Source organism: Halobellus sp. MBLA0158, from assembly GCF_041477585.1.
In the GTDB taxonomy this organism is placed as follows: Archaea; Halobacteriota; Halobacteria; order Halobacteriales; family Haloferacaceae; genus Haloquadratum; species Haloquadratum rubicundus.
The window spans coordinates 2,952,736-2,971,337 of sequence record NZ_JBGNYA010000001.1 but is presented as its reverse complement, the minus strand read 5'-3'; the positions used below and the strand labels follow the sequence as shown (position 1 = coordinate 2,971,337).

The following is an 18,602-nucleotide window of genomic DNA, read 5'->3' as shown; positions in this document are numbered from 1 at the left end:
GGACGAAAGCTATACTATGCCTCTGGCGACCAGTCGCGCTCGCCCGCGCGGACCGCCGTCTCCAGCCAGTTCTCCTCGGGCGGGAGGGGACACGAGAACGTCTCGCTGAACGCGCAGAAGGGCGTATAGGCCAGATTGAAGTCGACGACCACCTCGTCGCCGTCGCCGAGGTCGCCCTCGGGGTGGAGTTCGATGTAGCGCCCGCCGCGGTAGGTCTCCTGGCCCGTGGTCTTGTCGCGGAACGGCACGAAGATCGGCTCCTCGCGGTCGTCGGGGCGCTGCTTGTAGCCGTGGAGTTCGTGCGTCTCGCCGTCGACGTCGAAGGCGAAGGTGACGACGCGGACGTAGCGGACCTCCTCGCCCGCGGTCGTCTCCATCGGGACCGGCTCGGGGTCGTCGTGGACGGTCGCCGTCGCCTCGATCCGGTACTCGGGCGCGGGCGCGAAGTAGTCGAGGCCGTCGAAGTCGTCGCGGTGTTCCGGCGGCACCGGCGACTGCGGGTGCGTGCCGAAGAATTCGTCTTTCTCCTCGCGGTTCGCCCGGAGCGTCTCGACGTACTCGCCGTCCGCGCCCTCGCTGTCGGACACGGGGCGCTCGTCGGCATCGTCGCTCATAGTCGACCTACGGCCGCCGCGCCGTAACCCTTGACGGTTCGCGATCGTGCCCGGCGCGGGAGTACGTCCCGACGGTCACGCCGAGTCGGCGCTGTGGTAGTCGTGACCGGCGACGAGCGCGACCGCGTTCGCGAGGAGGAGGGCGACGAACACGGTCGGCTCGCTGCCGGTCAGCCCGCCGGCGAGGAGCGGGAAGTACAGGAACGGGAGGGCGATGGCCGTCCAGAACGCGACGAAGCGAAGCGGCGTGGCGAGGGCCTCGACGGGGTGTTCGATCGACGCGGGCGACGAACTGAGCGCGTCGCGGACGCGGCCGAGACGTTCGGAGTCGAATGGAGGGAGCGCGTTTGACATCAGTGGGGACACACCTCACTCACCCCAAGGGCTGCCGACCACATATACCCGTACGAGCGTTGGCGTCTGTTCAGCTCTCTTCACCGCTCCGCAGCCCGCTCGGACGACGTTTCACGAGCCGATTAGATCCGCTTAGAACATTTATTGATCCGTCTCATCTTTCGACGGCTCTCGCGCTCTCGCGTCCACGGACGGACGCCGGCGAGCCCCGCGGGAACCGTCGCCGCGTCAACTGCTCCCGCGGGACGAGCGAGAGCGCGCTTCAGCGGCTTTTTGTGCTCCCGCAATAAGTCCCGGATATCTATGACAGACGACGACGTCCCGACGGCCCGGTCGGTCGACAGCAACCTCTTCATCACGGTTTCGGGACCGCCGGGCTGTGGGGCGACGACCCTCTGTGAGGGGCTCTCGGAGGCCCTCGACTGCGGGTACGTCTCCGGCGGCGACATCTTCCGCCAGCTCGCCGACGAGCGCGACCTCTCGCTGTCGCAGCTCATCGCGAAGACCGACGAGACCGACGAGATCGACCGCGCGCTCGACCACCGCCTGCGGACGATCGCCGAGAAGTGGGGCGCCGCGAACAAGCCGTTCGTCCTCGAATCGCGCCTCGCGGGGTGGCTCGCGGGCAACCGCGCGGACCTGCGGATCTGGCTCGACGCGCCCGAGGAGGTCCGCGTCGACCGGACCCGCGACCGCGACGAGATGGAGGCCGAGATGCGCGTCCGCGAGGTCAGCGAGGCCGGCCGCTACAAGTCCTACTACGACATCGACGTCACCGACCAGTCCTTCTACGACCTCTCGATCAACACCGCCCGCTGGACGCCCGAGGCGACCCTGGAGATGGTCCTCACCGCGGTCGAGGAGTACGACCCCGAGGTCGACGAAGGGGCGTTCCACACCGACGACATCGAGCTGTAACCGCCGCCCGCGCCGTCGTCTCCGTCTGTTTCTACTCTACGGCCGCGACACCAGCTTCCGGACCCGCGGGAGTTCGCCGCGGATCGCCCGCCGCTTCAGGAGCAGGAATCCCGCGAAGATGACGAGAAAGCCCGCCGCGGTGTAGACCGTCGGCACCTCGTCGAGGACGGCCCAGCCTGCCAGCGCCGCGGCGATCGGCGCGACGTAGGAGACGAGATTGATCTCGATCGGGCCCAGCCGGTCCAGCAGGTCGAAGTAGATCAGGAAGCCGAGCGCGCTCGCGACCACGGAGAGGTACGCGAGCGCCGCCAGCGACTCGGCGTTCCAGACCGCGTCGCCGAGGGACTCCCCGAGGCCGAGGCTCACGCCGTGCATGATGAGCGCGCCGCCGACCATCGACCACGCCTCCATCGTCTCGATCGGGAGCGACGCCTCGATCCGGCGGGTGAGCACGGAGCCGAGCGCGAACGCCGCGGCCGCGCCGAAGACGAGGAGCTTCGCGACGGCGCCGCCGGCGAGCAGATTGTCCGGGTCGGGGTTCGAGAGGACCACGACGCCGACGAGGCCCAAGAGCAGTCCGGCGATGCCGACGGCCGTGAGCCGCTCCTCCGGGAGGAACAGCCGGGCGAAGCCCGTGGTCAGGACGGGGCTGAGGCTCACGATGACGGCCGCGGCCGCCGAGGTGACCGCGGGGTCGGTCTCGCCGATGAAGAGCAGGGTGTGGTAGCCGGCGATGAGCAGCGTCGCGCCGACGGCGACGAGCGCCCACTGGCCGCGGCTCTCGGGGATCGGCTGGTCGGTGGCGTAGAACGCGTAGCCGAGCATCAGGACGCCGGCGACGTCGTAGCGGAGCGCCGCGAAGAGGACCGGCGGGATGTACGCGAGCCCGGCTTTGATGGCCATAAACGCCGACCCCCACGCCGCGGCGAGCAGGACGAAGAGCAGGAGGTTCCGGTAGCGGGTCACAGCGGACGTCCGCTCGGCTCTGCCCTCAACGTTTCGTCTCGCGGGGGGTCACTCCGTTTCGGTCGTCGGCTCCCCGCCCGCGTCTGCGTTACGCGTCCGCATCAGCGGCCCGCCGCTCGTCGCGGATCGCGCGGATGACGTCCTGGCGGGCCACGATGCCGACGACGCGACCGTCCTCGACCACGGGCAGGCGGTTGATGTCGCGGTCGTCGTCCGCCAGCAGATCGAGGACGTCGTCCAGCGGCGTCTCGGGGCCGACCGCGACGACTTCCGCCGTCATCACCTCCCGGATCGGCTTGTCCGCGTTCCGGAGGAGGTCGATCCCCAGGTCGAGGTCGTCCCAGGAGACGTCGATCGCGTAGGTGAGCGTCTCCATAAACGGCGGGAAGCCGACGGGGATCCACAGCGTCCGGTCCTGGACCTCGAAGAGGCCGACGAGGTCGTGCTGGGTCACGATGCCGACGAGCGCGCCGTCGTCGTCGACGACCGGGAAGCCGTTGAACTCCGCCTCGGCGAGCCGGCCGAGGACCTCGCTCACGTCGTCGTCGGGCGAGACGGTCTCGACGTCTCCGGTCATCAGATCGCGCGCGGTCAGTTCGGAAATGCGGGCCATACCGACCCGGTTCGTCGCCCGGCCGGCTAACAATTCCGGTGCGGATCGGCCGCGCCGCCGGCAATCGAATCGCCCGGCGCCCTGGGTCATATTTAAGAATCAGCGCGAGATAGTGAACGTATGGCCGCTCACGGCCGGTCGACGCTCCGTGACCTGTTCGATGACTCGCCGACGCCGCACATCGCACACCCCCCGCGCACCCACCATCGACACTTCTACGTCGCCACCGACGGCTCGTATCGCCGCGACGGCGACGCGGGGGGGCTCGGGGTCGTCATCGAAGCGCGGGACGGCACCCGCGTCGCCCGCCTGTCCCTTCCCGACACGGCGCCCGACAACAACGTCGCCGAGTACCGGGCACTCCACCTCGGACTCGACGTGTTGGCGGCCCGAGCGCCCGCGGACGCCCGCGTCGGCGTCCTCGTCGATCACGACGCCCTCGCCGCGGCGGTGAACGGCGAGGTGCTCGCGGGGGCCGGCGGCGCCGCCGAGTGGCGGCCCAGCGGACGGAACCGGGCCCCGCCGGGCAGCGAGACCCACTGGCGCGGCATCTGCGCTCGGATCGCCGGCTTCGCCGAGCTCCGGGCGGCGCGGATCGATGGCCGTGAGAACCCCGCTCACCCGCTCGCGAACGCCCCGGACGAGTACGCCCACGTGAACCGACGGGCCGACCGCTGTGTGATCCCGGAGCCGATCGGCGCCGACCGGGCCGCCGAGGCCCGTGACGCCGGCCGGTCGACGCCCGGGGAGGGCGCGAGCGACACCGAGCCCCAGTACCCGCCGCCGTCGCGGTTCGAGGGACGCGCCAGCGACTGAGTCGCTCTTACTCCTGCGCGTCGACGACGGCGACGCCCGCGAGGTTGACGATGTCCTTCACCTCGTCGCCCCGCTGGAGGACGTGGACCGGCTTGTCCATCCCGACGAGCATCGGCCCGATAGCCTCTGCGCCGCCGAGCCGCTGGAGGAGCTTGTAGCCGATGTTGCCCGCCTCCAGGTTCGGGAAGACGAGCACGTTCGCGGGCTCGTCGAGCTCGGAGAACTCGTAGGTGCCGTTGAGGATGTCCTCGACGACCGCCGTGTCGGCCTGCATCTCGCCGTCGACCGGGAAGTCGACGTCGTCGTCGCCGTGGAGCGACTCGACGGCGTCGCGGATCTTTCTCGTTCCGTCGTTGTCGACGCTGCCGAAGTTCGAGTACGACAGCATCGCCGCGCGCGGCTCGACGTTGAACCGCCGGGCGAGCTCGCCCGTGTGCTTCGTGATCTCGGCGAGCACGTCGGCGTCGGGATCGAGGTTGACGGTCGTGTCGGCCGCGAAGATGACGCGGTTCTTGAACGTCAGCATGTACACGCCGGCCGCGTACTCGGCGTCCGGCGCGGTGCCGATGATCGAGAGCGGCGGCCGCAGCGCCGAGGGGTAGTGGTGGGTCAGCCCCGTCAGCATCGCGTCGGCGTCGCCCTGTTCGACCATCACGCTGGCGAGGTAGTTGCTGTCGCCGCGGACCAGCTCGTGGGCCTCGCGCTTGGTGATGCCCTCGCGCTGGCGGAGCTCGTAGAGGCGGTCGGCGTAGTCGTCCCAGTCGCCGTCCCAGGGGTCTGCGACCTCCGGCTGGAAGTCCAGGCCGAGGTCCGCGGCCGTCGCGACGATCTCGTCGGCGTCGCCGACCAGCACGGGGTGGGCGATGCCCTGCTCTTGCATCTGGTAGGCGGCGCGGATCATCTTCTCGTCGCTGCCCTCCGCGAGCGCGACCCGCTTGGGGTCGGACTTCGCCTTGTTGAGGACGACGCGCATCATCTCGCGGGACTTGCCGAGCCGGGCTTCGAGGCGCTCCTCGTAGGCTTCGAGGTCGACCTCCGTCCGGGCGGATCCCGACTCCATCGCGGCCGCCGCGACCGCGGGCGCGACCTCGAAGAGGACGCGGGGGTCGAGCGGCTTGGGGATGACGTAGTCGGGGCCGAACTGGAGCGGCTGGTCGCCGTAGGCCTTCACGACGGCGTCGGGGACGTCCTGGCGCGCGAGGTCGGCCAGCGCCTCGGCGGCGGCGCGCTTCATCTCCTCGTTGATCTCGGTCGCGCGCACGTCGAGCGCGCCGCGGAAGATGAACGGGAATCCGAGGACGTTGTTGACCTGGTTCGGGTAGTCCGAGCGGCCGGTCGCCATGATCACGGTGTCGTCGCGGGCGGCCTTGGCGTCCTCGTAGCTGATCTCGGGGTCGGGGTTCGCCATCGCGAAGACGATCGGGTTCTCCGCCATCGAGGCGACCATCTCCTGGGAGACGATGCCGCCGACCGAGAGGCCGACGAAGACGTCGGCGCCGTCCATCGCATCTTCGAGAGTGTCGTCGTCGGTGTCTGTGGCGAACTCGGACTTGAACTCGTTGAGATTTTCTCTATCGGTCCCGATGACGCCCGAGGAGTCACACATCACGATGTTCTCCTTCCGAACGCCGAGGGAGGTGTAGAAGCGCGCAGTGGCGATCGCGGACGCGCCCGCGCCGGAGAAGACCACGTTCAGGTCGTCGAGCTCCTTGCCGACGACGTCGGCGGCGTTCAGGAGCGCCGCGCCCGAGATGATGGCCGTGCCGTGCTGGTCGTCGTGGAAGACCGGGATGTCGACCTCCTCGCGTAGGCGCGATTCGACCTCGAAGCACTCGGGGGCCTTGATGTCCTCCAGATTGATGCCGCCGAAGGTCGGCTCCATCGCGCGCACGGTGTCGACGATCTCGCCGGGATCGTCGAGGTCGAGTTCGACGTCGAACACGTCGATGTCGGCGAAGCGCTTGAACAGGACGCCTTTGCCTTCCATCACGGGCTTTGAGGCCTGCGCGCCGATGTCACCGAGGCCCAGGACCGCAGAGCCGTTCGAGACGACGCCGACGAGGTTGCCCTTCGCGGTGTACTCGTAGGCCCGGTTCGCGTCCGCGTCGATGTCGCGACACGGCGCGGCGACCCCCGGGGAGTACGCCAGCGAGAGGTCTCGCTGTGTGTTCGTCGGCTTCGTCGTCGAAATCTCGATCTTGCCGGGAGGATCCTCGCGGTGATACTCCCGCGCGTCGTCGTCGAGTCCCATAGCGGCGGCGAGGACAGCGGCACAAAAAAAGCTATCTGTCGAACGGTGATTCGACAGACGACGAAGAGTAACTCGGAGGCGAGTCGTCGCGGCCCCCGTTTCGACTCAATCGAGCCTGCGGACCGCGTGCCGCTCGACCTCGAAATCGTCGTCGAGACAGGACCCGACGGTCTCGGTCGGCCACTGGCCCGTCTCGGTGATGACCTCGATCCCGCGCTCTGTGAGCAGCGCGGTGTCCTCGGACTTCGCCCCGCGAACCGTCGGGTTGTACGCGTAGCCGAGCGGCGCCTCGACCCGCTCGTCGCCGTCGGGCGCGGCGAACCACTCGCGGTCGGCGAAGCCGGCGGCGCCGCCCTGGTGGTGCTTCCGCCACTCGTCGGGTTCGCCGACGGCGTCGTAGGCGTCGCTGATCGCCTCGAAGACGTCGCCCGCGGTCCGCTCGTCGTCGGCGTCGACCGCCTGCCGCGTGGCGTCCAGCGCGGTCGCCTCGACGCGCATCGCGGCCTCGTGGCGGTCGGACAGCCACTCCGGCGCGTCCGCGAACGCGACGGTTCTGGTCGCGCTGGCGTGGAGGCCGCCGCGCTCGGCCGTCACCGAGAGCACCGCGTACCCGCCGAGTTCGCTCCGGGAGGGCGTGAAATGGCGATACGACTGCGCGCGCTCGGCGCCGCCGACGAGGACGACCGGCGCCTCGACCCCGCGGGTCGCGAGCGAGACGCGCAGGCCCGACGCGACCTCGTGTTCGGTGTCGCCCGGCTGGAGCTCCCGCGCGACCCGTTCGAGCGCGTCGGCGACGTCGCGGCCGAGCGACCGGTACCGCTCGCAGTCGGTCGGCGACAGCGGCCGCCGGAGCCTGCTCGCGTCGATCCCTCCCAGCCCGGGGACGTCGAAGTCGGCCGCGCCGTCGCCCGCCGTGGCGTCCGCGACGGCCTCGGCGAGGGAGGATTCGTACCACGGCACCGACGAGACGTCGAAGGCGTCGGGGAGTTCCTCGCGCGCGAGGCGCTCGGCCTCGATGTTGTCGGTGACGGCGACGAATCCGTCGTCCCGCGTGTAGCCGGCGGCGGCGACCCCCACGTCGGCGGTGCGGCTGACGACGTTGCTCCCGCCGGTGAGCCACGCGAAGGAGTTCGGCCGGCCGAACCAGACGGCGTCGAGGCCCTCGCTGTCGAGGAACTCGGCGAGGCGCTCGCGCCGGTGGTCGAGCCGTCCTGTCTCGGCTGTCATACCCCCGCGTTTCGTCGCCGGGGTTTGAAACGTGTCGAAACGCGGCCGCCGCGGAGGGGCCGTTCTCACCTGCCCGAACCGAAAGAGCGATTCAAGTAGCTCCGGGCCCGACCCGGGACGTATGGACGCGCGTCTTCGTCGTCTCGTCGGGGTCTCGGCGGCGCTCACGGGGATTCTGATGGTGCTGGGCGTGTACACCGCGGCGTCGGGCGCGGGGCTGACCTGCGCCGGGCGCTGGCCGCTCTGTGACGGCTTTCTCGGCCTCTTCCCGGCGAACTGGAGCAGCTTCGTCGAGTGGTTCCACCGCCTCGTCGCGATGGTCACCGGCTTCGTCGTCCTCGGGACGACCGTCTCGGCGTGGCGGCGCGGCGCCGACTGGCGGATCCGCCTCGCGCTCGCGGGGGCGACGCTCCTCCTGCCCTCCCAGATCATCCTCGGCGCGCTCACCGTGACGACCTACCAGTGGGTCGTCCTGCTGGCGCACTTCAGCACCGCGTCGCTCATCTTCACCGGCGTCGCGCTCGCCGCGGCGTGGGCGTACGGCGACTCGGACGCGACGCCGACGCGCGCGCGGACGGCCCTCGCCGCCGCGGGCGTCCTCCTCCCGGTGCTCGTCGTTCTGACGCCGCACGCCTTCGTCACGTTCGGGCCGACCGTCCAGGCGGTCTACTACCTGCTCGGCCTGGGCGCCTACGCGGCGCTCCTCTCGGCGGCGGTGTGGTCGGCGACCCGCCCCGCGGGGTCCGCGGACGCGGCCGCCACGCGCGTCCGGCGGCTGGCGGGCTCGGCGGCGTTCGTCGTCGTCGCGCTGCTCGTCGTCGGGCGGCTCGTGTACGGCGGGACGCTCCAGTACGTCTCCCTCGGCGGGACGCTGGCCGCGCTGGCCCTCGTCGCGCTCGCGTGGGTCGCGCTCCGGCGCGCGGACGGCGCGGACGCCCGGGGCGCACTCGGGAACTGACGACGGCGCCGCCTTCGAGCGGTCGACGCATCCGGCGCATCGCGGCCGCGGTCGCGACTGATCCGTTGGCGATCTGTCGAATGCGCCGCGGCTCGTGGCGTCGTGTCATACGGTCGGTCGGAAAGGCGTCCGATGGGTGAACGGACGTGTACCGAAACGACACGTTGTTATATTCCTCTCTATAACACGACGTTGTTATGGAGAGACGGACGTACCTGAAGACCGGAGCGGGCGTTCTGGCCGGCGGTCTCGTCGCCGGCTGTACCGGCGGCGGATCGAGCGGTCAGTCCGGAGACGGCGAATCGACGACCGAAAGCGGCGGCTCCACGGAGTCGACGACCCAGGCGGAGACCACCGAATCCGTGGTCCCCGAGACGGTCGTGATCGGCTCGGACATCCCGTACCGCCCCTTCGAGTACGAGACGACCTCGGGCGAACTGACCGGCTTCGACGTCGACATCGCGGCGGCGATCTTCGAGGACCAGTTGGGCGTCGACTACGAGTTCAAGCCCACGAGCTTCGATTCGATCATCCCGTCGCTGAACAACAACAACTTCCGGATCATCATGTCGGCGATGACGATCAACGAGACCCGCGACGAGAAGGTCGACTTCTCGGATCCGTACTTCACGGCCTACCAGACCGTCATCGTCCGCGACGACGGCGAGATCACCTCGAAGGCCGATCTGGAGGGCCGTCCGGTCGGCGTCCAGAAGGGGACGACCGGCGCCGGTGCCGCAGAAGAGCTCCAAGAGGAGTTCGACGGCAACCTCGAACTGAACCGCTACGACCAGATCTCCGGCGCGTTCCAGGCGCTCATCAACGGCCAGGTCGACGCCGTCATCAACGACAACACGGTGAACGCCGAGTTCGCCAATCAGCGCGACGACGTGGTCTTCCTCGAAGGCGAGGGCGCCGCCGCCGAGAGCGACCAGGAGGCCCCGCCGTACCTGACGCTCACCATCGAGAACTACGGCATCGCGTTCCGCGAGGACGACGACGCCTTCCTCGAACGCGTCAACGAGGCGCTCGCCGCGATCAAGGAGAACGGCACCTACGACGAGATCTACTCCGAGTACTTCGCGGGATAACCTCAACTACCCTCGCCTTCTCCACCCAGCTATGGCAGACTCATACTCGAGCGCATCGCCGGAAGCCAACGCTGTCGCCGACGGCTTCTTCGACGATCAGACGCTGAAGTATCTCGGCGTCGGGCTGTCGAGCTTCTTCGCGCTCGGCGTCGTCCTCCTGGTGCTCTACATCCTGTCGTCGCAGGTCGACTACGGGCTGATCCCGACGATCCTCCCGCAGTTCATCGGCGCCTACGGGCTGGTGCTCGGCATCGTCGTCACGAGCAGCGTCCTCTCTGTCACCTCGGGTATCTTCGTCGGGCTCGCGCGCGTCTCGAAGACCCGGATCACGAACGGCATCTCGGCGGCCTACGTCCAGTTCTTCCGCGGGACGCCGCTGCTCTTCCAGATCTTCGTCGTCTACTTCGGGATCCCGACGCTGTGGCCGGGGACGTTCCCGATCCAGAACTGGGGGCTCCCGACGGCGATCATCTCGTTGACGCTCAACCACGCGGCGTACGTCGGCGAGGCGGTCCGGGGCGGGATCGGCGCGGTCCCCGACGGCCAGATGGAGGCCGCGCGCTCGCTCGGGATGGGCTACGTGCAGGCGATGCGCGAGGTCGTCATCCCGCAGGCCTGGCGGAACGCGCTCGCGGCGGTCGGCAACGACCAGATCATCCTCGTGAAGGACACCTCGCTTCTCACGGTGATCGCGATACCCGAACTGATCCAACAGTTCCGCGACGTCAACAGCGCGACGTTCGACCCGTGGACGCCGCTCGTCTTGGTCGCGATCGCGTACCTCTCGATCACGATCCCGATGGGCCGGCTCGTGGAGTACCTCGAAGACCGCGCCGACTGGGGCGGTGATACGAATGAGTGACGTCCTCCTGGAGTTCGATCACATCGACAAGTACTTCGGCGACACCCACGTCCTCAAGCAGGTCTCCTTGGACATCGAAGACGGCGAGGTCTGCGTCGTCGTCGGGCCCTCGGGCTCGGGGAAGTCGACGCTGCTTCGGTGTGCGAACCGTCTCGAAGAGATCCAGGCGGGCGAGATCCGCCTGGACGGCCAGTCCATCTCCGACCCCGACGGCGACATCAATCGCCTTCGGCAACGGATCGGGATGGTCTTCCAGTCGTTCAATCTCTTCCCGCACAAGACCGCCCTGGAGAACGTCACGCTCGCGCCCCGGAAGGTCCGCGGCATCGGCAAGGAGCAGGCGCGGAGTCGGGCCGAGGAACTGCTCGAAGACGTCGGCCTGCTCGGGCAGGCGAACTCTTACCCGAATCAGCTCTCGGGCGGCCAACAGCAGCGCGTCGCGATCGCTCGCGCGCTGGCGATGGACCCGAAGGTGATGCTCTTCGACGAGGTCACGAGCGCGCTCGACCCCGAGCTCGTCGGCGAGGTGCTCGGCGTGATGCGCGGACTCGCCGAGGACGGGATGACGATGATGGTCGTCACCCACGAGATGGGCTTCGCCCGCGAGGTCGGCGACCGGGTCGTCCTGATGGACGAGGGCCGGGTCGTCGAGATCGGCGCGCCCGAGTCGTTCTTCGAGAACCCCCAGACCGAACGCGGCGAGCGGTTCCTCTCGAAGATCCTCTGAGCGGCGAGCCCGCCCCCGCCGTCGTTCCGTTCCCGACAAAGCACTTACCGGTCGGTTCGGTAGCCTAGCGTATGACCAACGTCCCCGGCGCCGGCTTCGTCGCGCTCCTCGGCGCGGCGGCCGTCGCGCTCGCCCTCCCCCTCCTCGCCGGCGTGGGTCTACTCGTCGCGAAACTGACCGGTCGCCGACTCCTCCCGACGCTCCTGGCGGTCCACGCGCTCGCGGTCGTCGTCGGGATCGCCTCGCTGTGGTCGGGCACGAACCCGGGCACGCCCGACCTCTCGCTCGCGGCGGCGTTCGGGCTCGCCCGCTTCACGCTCGGCGGGATCCTCGTCGGTACGGTCGTCGCGCTCGTCTTCGAGGGCGGCCCGATCGCCCTCGGTGCCCTTGCGACGGTCCTGCTCCGCGAGACCGGATCCGCGCGGGCCGTGTGGTGTGCCACGACCGGGTACGCCGCCGGTGGAGTCGGGGGCGCGCTCGCGGGACTACTCTTGACCGGGAACGTCCTGGGCGCCGTCCTCGGCGCGCTCCTGGCGGTCCCGGGCGCGCTCTTCGGCGTCGTGGTCGACGCGACGGCGACCCGGTTCGATCGGTCCGGCTCCGTCGCGTGAGCGTCCGCCGACTTACATAAAGTCCGAGAGCCCGGCCTGGCCGTCGTCGTCGGCCGCCGGGTCGGCCTCGCTCTCGGACTCGTCGCCGCCGTCGTCGCTCTCGCGGTCCATCACGTCCGCATCGAGAGTCTGCTGGGTGTCGTCGCCGTCGCCGTCGCCGTCGGTCTCGTCGGCTCCGTCGCCGTGCTCCCGTTCGCTCTGACCGCCGGCGAACGCGCCCCCGGCGTGCTCCTCGACCGCGTCCGCACGGAGGTCGGCGGCGTCCTCGACGATCGACTGCACCTTGTTCGTCGTCTCGCCGCTGCCGGTGATATAGGAGACGGCGGCCTCGTCGAGGTCGTACCACGCGGCCATCGCGACCGTGAGGTCCCGCGGCTTGCAGTGGTGGGTCATCGCCGCGAGGAACGGCAGGACGTCGAGGCGGGCGGTCGACATCGAGAAGCCGCCCGACTCCGCGATCGCGCGGACGACCTCGTCGCGGGTCGAATCCCGCGTCGAACGGTAGGGCGCGCCGCCGTAGCGGGTCCAGCCGCCGCGGGTGTGGTCGCGCGCGGCCGCGACGCCCCCGGCGAGGTTGTCGGTGGCGTAGCGCCACCAGGAGTAGTCGTAGTCGGTGGCGTAGACGCGGCTCGTCCAGACGTCGGCGTTCGCGAGGAACTCGTAGGCGCGCGCCAGTTCCTCGCCCTCGTAGACGAGGCCGACCTTGTCCTCGACCCACTTCAGGAGGTCCTCGGGCGTCTCGTCGACGTCGTAGGCGGTCTGGAGCGCCTCCCGCGCCGGCTCCTCTTTCAGCACGGCGTCGAGGAACTCGAAGAGCCCCACCGCGCGGTTGCGCGAGCCGGTCGTGACGTCGTCGAGGGTCACGTGGTCCGCCCCCTCGGCGCTCGCCTGGAGGTCCTTCACGGCCGCCCGGAGGTCGCCGCTGTTCGCCTCGGCGATCCGCTCTAGGGCCTCCTCGTCGAAGCCGATCCCCTCCTTCCGGAGGATGTCCCGCAGGACGGGCACGATCGACCGCGCGGAGACGTCGCGGAACTCGATTTCCCGTGCGGCGTTCCGCAGGCCCTGAGACATCTCGTAGTACTCGTTGGCGATGAGGACGATCGGCTGATTCGCGTCCTTCAGCAGTTGCGTGACCGCCTGCGCGCCGCCGCGGTCGTACTGGTAGTGGATGTTGTCGGCCTCGTCCATCACGACGAGCTGTCGCCCGCCGCTGTCGCCGCCGGCCGAGCCCGAGAGGGTGGCGTTCCGCGAGGCGCGCCCGGCGTAGCGCTCGATGGCGTCGGCGGTCCGCTCGTCGGAGGCGTTCAGCTCGACGACCTCCCAGCCCATGTCGTTCGCGAGCGCGTGCGCCGCCGACGTCTTGCCGACGCCCGGGGCGCCGTGACAGACGACGGGCTCGCGGTGGTCCTCCCACGTCTCGGCCCACTCCCGCAGGGCGTCGCGGGCCTTGTTGTTGCCGCGGACCTCCGAGAGCGTCGTCGGGCGGTACGTCTCCGTCCAGTCGGTCATTACCGGAACGTGGTCGGAGGCGCGTTTAGTGGTTGCGGAGGGGGCCGTCAGTCCTGTTACTCACGCGATGTTTTATGACCGAACGGGGCGAACTGTCGGGTATGAGCGACGACGACAGTGCGATCGCGATGGACCGCGAGGCGATCGACGACCTGCTCGGCACCGGCGGCGTGGGGGTGTTGGCGCTGGCCGACGCCGACGAGCCGTACGCGATCCCGATGTCGTACGGCTACGACGCCGACGAGCGCGCGGTGTACCTCCGGTTCGGGTACGCCGAGGAGTCCGAAAAGCGCCGGTTCGTCTCGCGGTCCGACGGCGCCGCGCTCGTCGTCGCCGTCGAGGGGGACGACGGCTGGGCGTCGGTCGTCGTCCGCGGGCCGCTCACCGAGGTGCCCGAGGCGGCCATCGACGGGACCGTCGTGGAGTCGATCCGCGCGGTCGACATCCCCTACTTCACGATCTACGACGAGCCCGCGCGGGACCTGGCGTACCAACTCTACCGCCTCGACGCCGAGGAGGTCACAGGGCGGCGCGAGAAGCCCTCGATCGGTATCGAGTGAGCGGTCCGCGCCCCGCTTTCGACCAGAAGATTCCTACGGGAGCGCGCTCACGTCCAAGCGATGTCACGCTCCGAATCGTCGCCGTCGCAGGGCATCGCACCGGACGGTCGAACCGTGCTGTACGGCGGAGTCGGGGGGCTCCTGTCGTACCTGATCGGCTACGCGCTCACCTACGCCGTGACCGGCCAGCAGATCGCGAACTCCTTTGCGGCCCGGATCCTGGAGATCGCCACCGGCGACTTCGGCACCTGGAAGCTCGTCGGCTGGGTGTTCTTCAACGCCCACTTCGTCACCACCGAGATCCCCGGCCTGTTCGGCTCCAGCGCGGTGAACCTCGTCGGCCGCGGCGACACCTTCCCGAGTTGGCTCTTCCTCGTGCCGCCGGTCCTACTCGTCCTCGCGGGCGCGCTCGTCGCGGTCGCGAGCCGGAGCGACGACCTCCTGTCGGGCGCCGTCGGCGGCGCGACCGCGGTCGTCGCGTATCTCCCGCTGTCGGTCGTCGGGGCGTTCCTCTTCGCGATCTCGGTCGGCGACACCGACGCCGGACCGACGCTCGTGACCGCGATCCTCCTGGCGGGGATCGTCTACCCGCTCGTGTTCGGGGGCGTCGGCGGCGCGCTCGGCTCGTTCGCGTCCGGGGAGTGATTGAACGGTCGACCTCGGCTCACAGCCCGCGCGCGACCATCTCGCCCCAGTGCTCGAAGCCGTAGCGCTCGTAGAACGCCCGCGCCCGCTCGTTTTCGCGATCGACGTCCAAGACCAGTCGGTCGAGCGGCAGGTCCTGCCCGCGGGCGCAGGCGAGCACCGCCTCGAAGAGGTCGTCGGCGACGCCCGTCCCGCGCGAGGCGGGCGCGAGGTAGATCTCGTTGAGAACGGCGGCGTCCCAGATGAACGAGAGCGACTCCGGGAGGACGAACGCGTAGCCGACGAGCGGGTCGCTCTCGCCCGTCCCGTCCGATTCCGTATCGGCCGCTGACGCGTCGGCGACGACGACGCAGTCGGGATCCTCGTCGACGCACCGCTCTACCCACGCGAGCCAGCGCTCGCGGTAGTCGTCGGTCAGTTTCGCCTCGTAGGCGCTCTCCTTCTCGTCGCCGCCGGTCTCCGCGCCGATCCCGCGCTCGAACCCCGTCTTGAGCGCCCACAGCGCGCGGTCGTCGCGCGCCGGATCGTACGGTCGGATGTCGATGTCGATATCGCCGTCGCCCGCGTCCGCCTCGCCAGTCATCGGTCACGCTCGGCCGCGCGACGCCAAGAGCGCTCCCATCTCTCTTCGCTCACGCCCGCCGGAGCCGCACGGCCGTCACGAACGCCGCGAGCGGGATGAGCCACGCCCGGAATCCCGTCATCGCGACAGGGAAGAGCCGCTCGACCCGCTGTGGTTCTCCGCCGCCCCCGTCGCCGCCGTTCTCGACGCCGAGGGTCGGCTCCGCGTCGAGCACGGTCCGGAAGTCGAAGTTCCGGGTCGTCCGCGGCTGCGATCCCGACCCCGACTCGGGCTCGGGCGGCGAGAGGTCGACGAACGTCTGGACCCACCCCCGATCGGTCGAGTAGAACAGCCGGCCGTCGACCGTGTAGAACTGGTCGTGGATCGGGTAGAGGGCGTTGATGCCGCCCACGACGAGGTCGGGGACGATCGCGGCGCCGACGACGCACGCGACCGCGACGAACGCCACCTCGACGCCGCGCGCGCCGTACCGCTCGCGGAGCGCCGACTGGGACCTGAAGCGCACGTCCCAGACGAGGACGGCGAGCAGGAGCGCCGGAAACAGGAACGTGTGGCCGACAGAGCGGTGCGCGCCCGAGAGCAGCGGTTCGAGCGCGACGTCCAGATCGGGGAGGACCGTCGCCGCGGCGACGACGAGCGCGCTCCGGCCGTCGAACGACTCGCCGAGCAGCGCCGCCGCCAAAAGCAGCGCGATCGAGACGTGGACGAGCGTCGAGGGCACGCGCGCATCTGACGCGCGAGCCGTATTGAACGTTCCCCGAACGCGCGTTCGGCCGCGTCGCGAACGGCGTCCTCGCGTGCGCCGTTTATCAACCCGGCGTTCGTCGAACCCTCCCTTCGATACGCTTTTGCGGCCGCCTCGCTCAGGTGAGGCAAGGATGTGTCGAGCGCTCTCCGGCGCGGGAGGCACCGCGTCGTGACCACAGTGCCCAGAGAGGACCTCGCCCGCCGGATCGCGGGCGAGATCACGCTGAGCGACGATCCGGGCGCCACGCTCAGGAAGTGGCGGACCGACTTCGACGTCTCCCAGACCGCCCTCGCCGAGCAGTTGGACGTCTCCTCGTCCGTGATCTCCGACTACGAGAGCGGGCGGCGCGAGAGCCCCGGCATCGGCGTCGTCCGGCGGATGGTCGAGGCGCTGTTGGACATCGACGAGTCACGCGGCGGCGGCCGCATCCGCCAGTACGCCCGCGTCATCTCCGCGGGCTTCGAGAGCGACATCGTCCAGGACCTCCGGGAGTACCCGACGTCGATCCCCCTGGAGACGCTCTACGACGCGATGGACGCGACAGAGCTCGTCCGCGGCGACCAGGACCGGATCAGCGGCCACACGGTCATCAACAGCATCGAGGCGATCACCCGCCTCTCCTCGGAAGAGTTCTACCGCCTCTACGGCCAGTCGACCTCGCGCGCGCTCGTCTTCACCGGCGTCACGCGCGGCGAGTCGCCGCTGGTCGCGATGCGCGTCGTCAATCCGACGCCGAACGCGGTGGTGCTCCACGGCCTCACCGAGGACGACCTCTGGGAGCACGCGCCCTCGCTGGCGACGATCGACGGCTTCTCGCTGGCGATCTCGAACCGCGACCTCGACGAGATGCTGGAGGACCTCCGGCGGTTACCGTAGGGCGGCGCCAACACCCGAGAAACGTTTTCCCGGCTCGGGATCGAACGTCGCCTATGGCAACGACTATCACGACGCCCGCGGCGGACGAAGCCTGCGCCTACTGCGACTCGCGGATCTTCGCTCACGACCCGGTCTGCGTCCGCGACTGCACCGACGACTGCGGCTCGCCCACGTACTTCTGCAACTACGCGTGCCTCTCGGCGTACGTCGACGAGGAGAACCTGATGCGCGGCGACGCCTGCGAGTGGGACCCGGACGCGGACGGCTGCTGCTGATCGGGGCCGCTACTCGACGTACTCGTAGCGCCGCTCATTCATCCGGCCCCAGCCGGTGAAGACGAACTCCCCGTCGGGCTGGGTGAACTCCTCGATGTCGACGTCCTTCTCGTGGTTGTGGGCGTCGTGGACGAGCTCGTACTCCTCGAAGTCGAGGTCGTAGCGGGCGTCCAGCTGCGATTCGACGTCGACCGCGTCGATCGCCTCGCGCCAGCCGTCCTGGACGGTCTCGCTGTGGATCTCCGCCTGCGCGCCCGACCCGTAGGATCCGACCAACAGCTTTTCGCCCGCGAGGTCGGCGTCGCGCTCGGCGGCCGCCCGGAGCGCCGACAGCCGGGCGACGTGGACCGAGCCGGTGTACCAGTTGCCGACCTGCCCCGAGATGTCGACGGTCGGCTCGATGGCCTGTTCGTACCACTCCTGGTACCGCCGGGTCTCCTTCAGTTCGTCCATGTACGCCCGGATCGCGTCCTCGTAGTCCTCGCGGTCGGCGTAGTCGCCCTCGCGGGGCTGCATCCCGATGTCGTCGGCGAGCGCGTCCTCGATCTCGGTGTCGCGGGTGATGTGGCGGTAGCCCAGCAGGGCGGCCTTCCGGACCATCCCCGGGTACGGCGTGTGGAACGGGAAGTAGACGAAGTCGTCGGGGTGGGTCTCGCCCGCGACCGACTCGTAGTCTTCGAGCGCCTCGCGCATCCGCGCGAGGTACACCTGGATCGAGCGCTGGCCGTCGACGCTGGGGAACTGCTGATTCGGCTTGAGGAAGTCGGTCTCGTCGGCGCTGCCGTAGCCCTGCTCGGTCGAGAGCGCGACGATGTCGGGATCCTCGTCGATCAGCATCGCGACCGCGCCCGCGCCCTGCGTGGCCTCGCCGGGGTCGCCGCGCTCGTAGAGGGCCGTGTCGGTCGCGATCACGAGCGCCGCTCGACCTCGGTTGCGCCCGGCGCGGATCCAGTTGTAGGCGTCGTCGATGCTCTGGGTCCCCGCGAGGCAGGCGAACTTCCGCTCGCCCTTGTTCGCGTGGTGGAAGTCGCCGTCGTAGACGGATTCGAGACAGCCCGCGATATACGTGGAGACGGGCTTGGAGTTGTCGAAGGCGGACTCGGTCGCGACGTCGATCCGCCCGATGTCGTCGGGCGTGAGGCCCTTGCGGTCCATCAGGCGCTTCGCCGCGTTGGCGCCCATCGTGACGATGTCCTCGTAGACGTCCGGCAGCGAGGAGTACTGGATGCCGATCCCCTTCGTGTACTTCCCGGGGTCTTCGCCCTTCACGGGCGCGAACGTGTTGGGAAGGTCCAGGCGGAGCTTCCCGGTCCTGATCTCGATGGCGTCGATGCCGACGGCAGTCATACGTCCGCTATCTCGCGTCCCGCTTATTGATTTGTCGATAGCGCTGTCGAC

General features: G+C 69.6%; 21 protein-coding genes. 11 read left to right on the top strand and 10 right to left on the bottom strand.

The features are described from left to right. Positions 1–14: 14 nt before the first annotated feature. Positions 15–614 carry a DUF1684 domain-containing protein gene (locus tag OS889_RS15150; RefSeq protein WP_372391200.1) on the bottom strand — a complete coding sequence of 200 codons (600 nt, stop codon included), beginning with the start codon at positions 612–614 and terminating at the stop codon, positions 15–17. Between the two features lie 75 nt (positions 615–689). Continuing rightward, positions 690–968, bottom strand: a complete 279-nt coding sequence (locus OS889_RS15145; RefSeq protein ID WP_372391198.1) for a DUF8028 family protein — start codon at positions 966–968, stop codon at positions 690–692. 303 nt (positions 969–1,271) lie between these two features. Between OS889_RS15145 and cmk the strand changes: the two genes are divergently transcribed. Further along, positions 1,272–1,886, top strand: a complete 615-nt coding sequence (cmk, locus tag OS889_RS15140) for a (d)CMP kinase (RefSeq protein ID WP_372391196.1) — start codon at positions 1,272–1,274, stop codon at positions 1,884–1,886. 36 nt (positions 1,887–1,922) lie between these two features. Here cmk and OS889_RS15135 read toward each other — a convergent pair whose 3' ends face one another. Both OS889_RS15135 and OS889_RS15130 read right to left on the bottom strand, forming a co-directional pair. After that, complete coding sequence (locus tag OS889_RS15135) at positions 1,923–2,852, bottom strand: DMT family transporter (RefSeq protein WP_372391194.1); 930 nt, start codon at positions 2,850–2,852, stop codon at positions 1,923–1,925. A gap of 88 nt (positions 2,853–2,940) precedes the next feature. Then, entirely contained in the window at positions 2,941–3,465 is a 525-nt protein-coding gene (locus OS889_RS15130; RefSeq protein ID WP_372391192.1) for a CBS domain-containing protein, read from the bottom strand. Positions 3,466–3,585: 120 nt separating this feature from the next. Between OS889_RS15130 and OS889_RS15125 the strand changes: the two genes are divergently transcribed. After that, on the top strand, positions 3,586–4,281 hold the full coding sequence (locus OS889_RS15125) for a ribonuclease HI (protein WP_372391190.1): 696 nt from the start codon (positions 3,586–3,588) through the stop codon (positions 4,279–4,281). Positions 4,282–4,288: 7 nt separating this feature from the next. Here OS889_RS15125 and OS889_RS15120 read toward each other — a convergent pair whose 3' ends face one another. Further along, a complete protein-coding gene (locus OS889_RS15120) occupies positions 4,289–6,532 on the bottom strand; it encodes an NADP-dependent malic enzyme (protein ID WP_372391188.1) in 2,244 nt (747 codons plus the stop codon). Between the two features lie 105 nt (positions 6,533–6,637). Continuing rightward, the gene (locus OS889_RS15115; RefSeq protein ID WP_372391186.1) at positions 6,638–7,759 is read right to left on the bottom strand and encodes a M24 family metallopeptidase; all 1,122 of its coding nucleotides are present in this window, start codon (positions 7,757–7,759) and stop codon (positions 6,638–6,640) included. Between the two features lie 121 nt (positions 7,760–7,880). On the opposite strand from OS889_RS15115, the gene OS889_RS15110 reads away from it, so the two are divergent. The 5 genes from OS889_RS15110 (at position 7,881) to OS889_RS15090 (ending at position 12,008) form a co-directional block, all read left to right on the top strand. Further along, a complete protein-coding gene (locus tag OS889_RS15110; RefSeq protein WP_372391184.1) occupies positions 7,881–8,717 on the top strand; it encodes a COX15/CtaA family protein in 837 nt (278 codons plus the stop codon). A gap of 197 nt (positions 8,718–8,914) precedes the next feature. Then, the gene (locus tag OS889_RS15105; protein WP_372391182.1) at positions 8,915–9,808 is read left to right on the top strand and encodes a basic amino acid ABC transporter substrate-binding protein; all 894 of its coding nucleotides are present in this window, start codon (positions 8,915–8,917) and stop codon (positions 9,806–9,808) included. A 31-nt stretch (positions 9,809–9,839) separates the two neighbouring features. After that, entirely contained in the window at positions 9,840–10,670 is an 831-nt protein-coding gene (locus OS889_RS15100; RefSeq protein ID WP_372391179.1) for an amino acid ABC transporter permease, read from the top strand. Then, on the top strand, positions 10,663–11,397 hold the full coding sequence (locus OS889_RS15095) for an amino acid ABC transporter ATP-binding protein (RefSeq protein WP_372391177.1): 735 nt from the start codon (positions 10,663–10,665) through the stop codon (positions 11,395–11,397). Before OS889_RS15100 ends, OS889_RS15095 begins: the two co-directional genes overlap by 8 nt. Positions 11,398–11,468: 71 nt before the next feature. Continuing rightward, entirely contained in the window at positions 11,469–12,008 is a 540-nt protein-coding gene (locus OS889_RS15090) for a hypothetical protein (protein ID WP_372391175.1), read from the top strand. Positions 12,009–12,020: 12 nt separating this feature from the next. On the opposite strand, the gene OS889_RS15085 is transcribed toward OS889_RS15090, so the two are convergent. After that, positions 12,021–13,517, bottom strand: a complete 1,497-nt coding sequence (locus OS889_RS15085) for a replication factor C large subunit (RefSeq protein WP_372391173.1) — start codon at positions 13,515–13,517, stop codon at positions 12,021–12,023. A gap of 101 nt (positions 13,518–13,618) precedes the next feature. Between OS889_RS15085 and OS889_RS15080 the strand changes: the two genes are divergently transcribed. Next, positions 13,619–14,077, top strand: coding sequence for a pyridoxamine 5'-phosphate oxidase family protein (locus tag OS889_RS15080; RefSeq protein WP_372391169.1), 459 nt, complete (start codon positions 13,619–13,621; stop codon positions 14,075–14,077). A 60-nt stretch (positions 14,078–14,137) separates the two neighbouring features. Further along, the gene (locus OS889_RS15075) at positions 14,138–14,722 is read left to right on the top strand and encodes a DUF7978 family protein (RefSeq protein WP_372391166.1); all 585 of its coding nucleotides are present in this window, start codon (positions 14,138–14,140) and stop codon (positions 14,720–14,722) included. Between the two features lie 19 nt (positions 14,723–14,741). Here the strand turns inward: OS889_RS15075 and OS889_RS15070 are convergent, their stop codons facing one another. After that, a complete protein-coding gene (locus OS889_RS15070; RefSeq protein ID WP_372391164.1) occupies positions 14,742–15,305 on the bottom strand; it encodes a GNAT family N-acetyltransferase in 564 nt (187 codons plus the stop codon). A gap of 49 nt (positions 15,306–15,354) precedes the next feature. Continuing rightward, positions 15,355–16,026, bottom strand: coding sequence for a metal-dependent hydrolase (locus tag OS889_RS15065; protein WP_372391162.1), 672 nt, complete (start codon positions 16,024–16,026; stop codon positions 15,355–15,357). A 195-nt stretch (positions 16,027–16,221) separates the two neighbouring features. Between OS889_RS15065 and OS889_RS15060 the strand changes: the two genes are divergently transcribed. Then, positions 16,222–16,929, top strand: a complete 708-nt coding sequence (locus OS889_RS15060) for a helix-turn-helix domain-containing protein (protein ID WP_372391160.1) — start codon at positions 16,222–16,224, stop codon at positions 16,927–16,929. 53 nt (positions 16,930–16,982) lie between these two features. Further along, positions 16,983–17,204, top strand: a complete 222-nt coding sequence (locus tag OS889_RS15055; protein WP_372391158.1) for a hypothetical protein — start codon at positions 16,983–16,985, stop codon at positions 17,202–17,204. Between the two features lie 9 nt (positions 17,205–17,213). Here OS889_RS15055 and hmgB read toward each other — a convergent pair whose 3' ends face one another. Beyond that, entirely contained in the window at positions 17,214–18,551 is a 1,338-nt protein-coding gene (gene hmgB, locus OS889_RS15050; protein WP_372391155.1) for a hydroxymethylglutaryl-CoA synthase, read from the bottom strand. Positions 18,552–18,602 lie beyond the last annotated feature (51 nt).

Coding starts and splice junctions, on each gene's coding strand:
- OS889_RS15150 (WP_372391200.1), bottom strand. CDS start 614: ATGAGCGACGATGCCGACGAGCGCCCCGTGTCCGACAGCGAGGGCGCG.
- OS889_RS15145 (WP_372391198.1), bottom strand. CDS start 968: ATGTCAAACGCGCTCCCTCCATTCGACTCCGAACGTCTCGGCCGCGTC.
- cmk (WP_372391196.1), top strand. CDS start 1,272: ATGACAGACGACGACGTCCCGACGGCCCGGTCGGTCGACAGCAACCTC.
- OS889_RS15130 (WP_372391192.1), bottom strand. CDS start 3,465: ATGGCCCGCATTTCCGAACTGACCGCGCGCGATCTGATGACCGGAGAC.
- OS889_RS15125 (WP_372391190.1), top strand. CDS start 3,586: ATGGCCGCTCACGGCCGGTCGACGCTCCGTGACCTGTTCGATGACTCG.
- OS889_RS15120 (WP_372391188.1), bottom strand. CDS start 6,532: ATGGGACTCGACGACGACGCGCGGGAGTATCACCGCGAGGATCCTCCC.
- OS889_RS15115 (WP_372391186.1), bottom strand. CDS start 7,759: ATGACAGCCGAGACAGGACGGCTCGACCACCGGCGCGAGCGCCTCGCC.
- OS889_RS15110 (WP_372391184.1), top strand. CDS start 7,881: ATGGACGCGCGTCTTCGTCGTCTCGTCGGGGTCTCGGCGGCGCTCACG.
- OS889_RS15105 (WP_372391182.1), top strand. CDS start 8,915: ATGGAGAGACGGACGTACCTGAAGACCGGAGCGGGCGTTCTGGCCGGC.
- OS889_RS15100 (WP_372391179.1), top strand. CDS start 9,840: ATGGCAGACTCATACTCGAGCGCATCGCCGGAAGCCAACGCTGTCGCC.
- OS889_RS15095 (WP_372391177.1), top strand. CDS start 10,663: ATGAGTGACGTCCTCCTGGAGTTCGATCACATCGACAAGTACTTCGGC.
- OS889_RS15090 (WP_372391175.1), top strand. CDS start 11,469: ATGACCAACGTCCCCGGCGCCGGCTTCGTCGCGCTCCTCGGCGCGGCG.
- OS889_RS15085 (WP_372391173.1), bottom strand. CDS start 13,517: ATGACCGACTGGACGGAGACGTACCGCCCGACGACGCTCTCGGAGGTC.
- OS889_RS15080 (WP_372391169.1), top strand. CDS start 13,619: ATGAGCGACGACGACAGTGCGATCGCGATGGACCGCGAGGCGATCGAC.
- OS889_RS15075 (WP_372391166.1), top strand. CDS start 14,138: ATGTCACGCTCCGAATCGTCGCCGTCGCAGGGCATCGCACCGGACGGT.
- OS889_RS15070 (WP_372391164.1), bottom strand. CDS start 15,305: ATGACTGGCGAGGCGGACGCGGGCGACGGCGATATCGACATCGACATC.
- OS889_RS15055 (WP_372391158.1), top strand. CDS start 16,983: ATGGCAACGACTATCACGACGCCCGCGGCGGACGAAGCCTGCGCCTAC.
- hmgB (WP_372391155.1), bottom strand. CDS start 18,551: ATGACTGCCGTCGGCATCGACGCCATCGAGATCAGGACCGGGAAGCTC.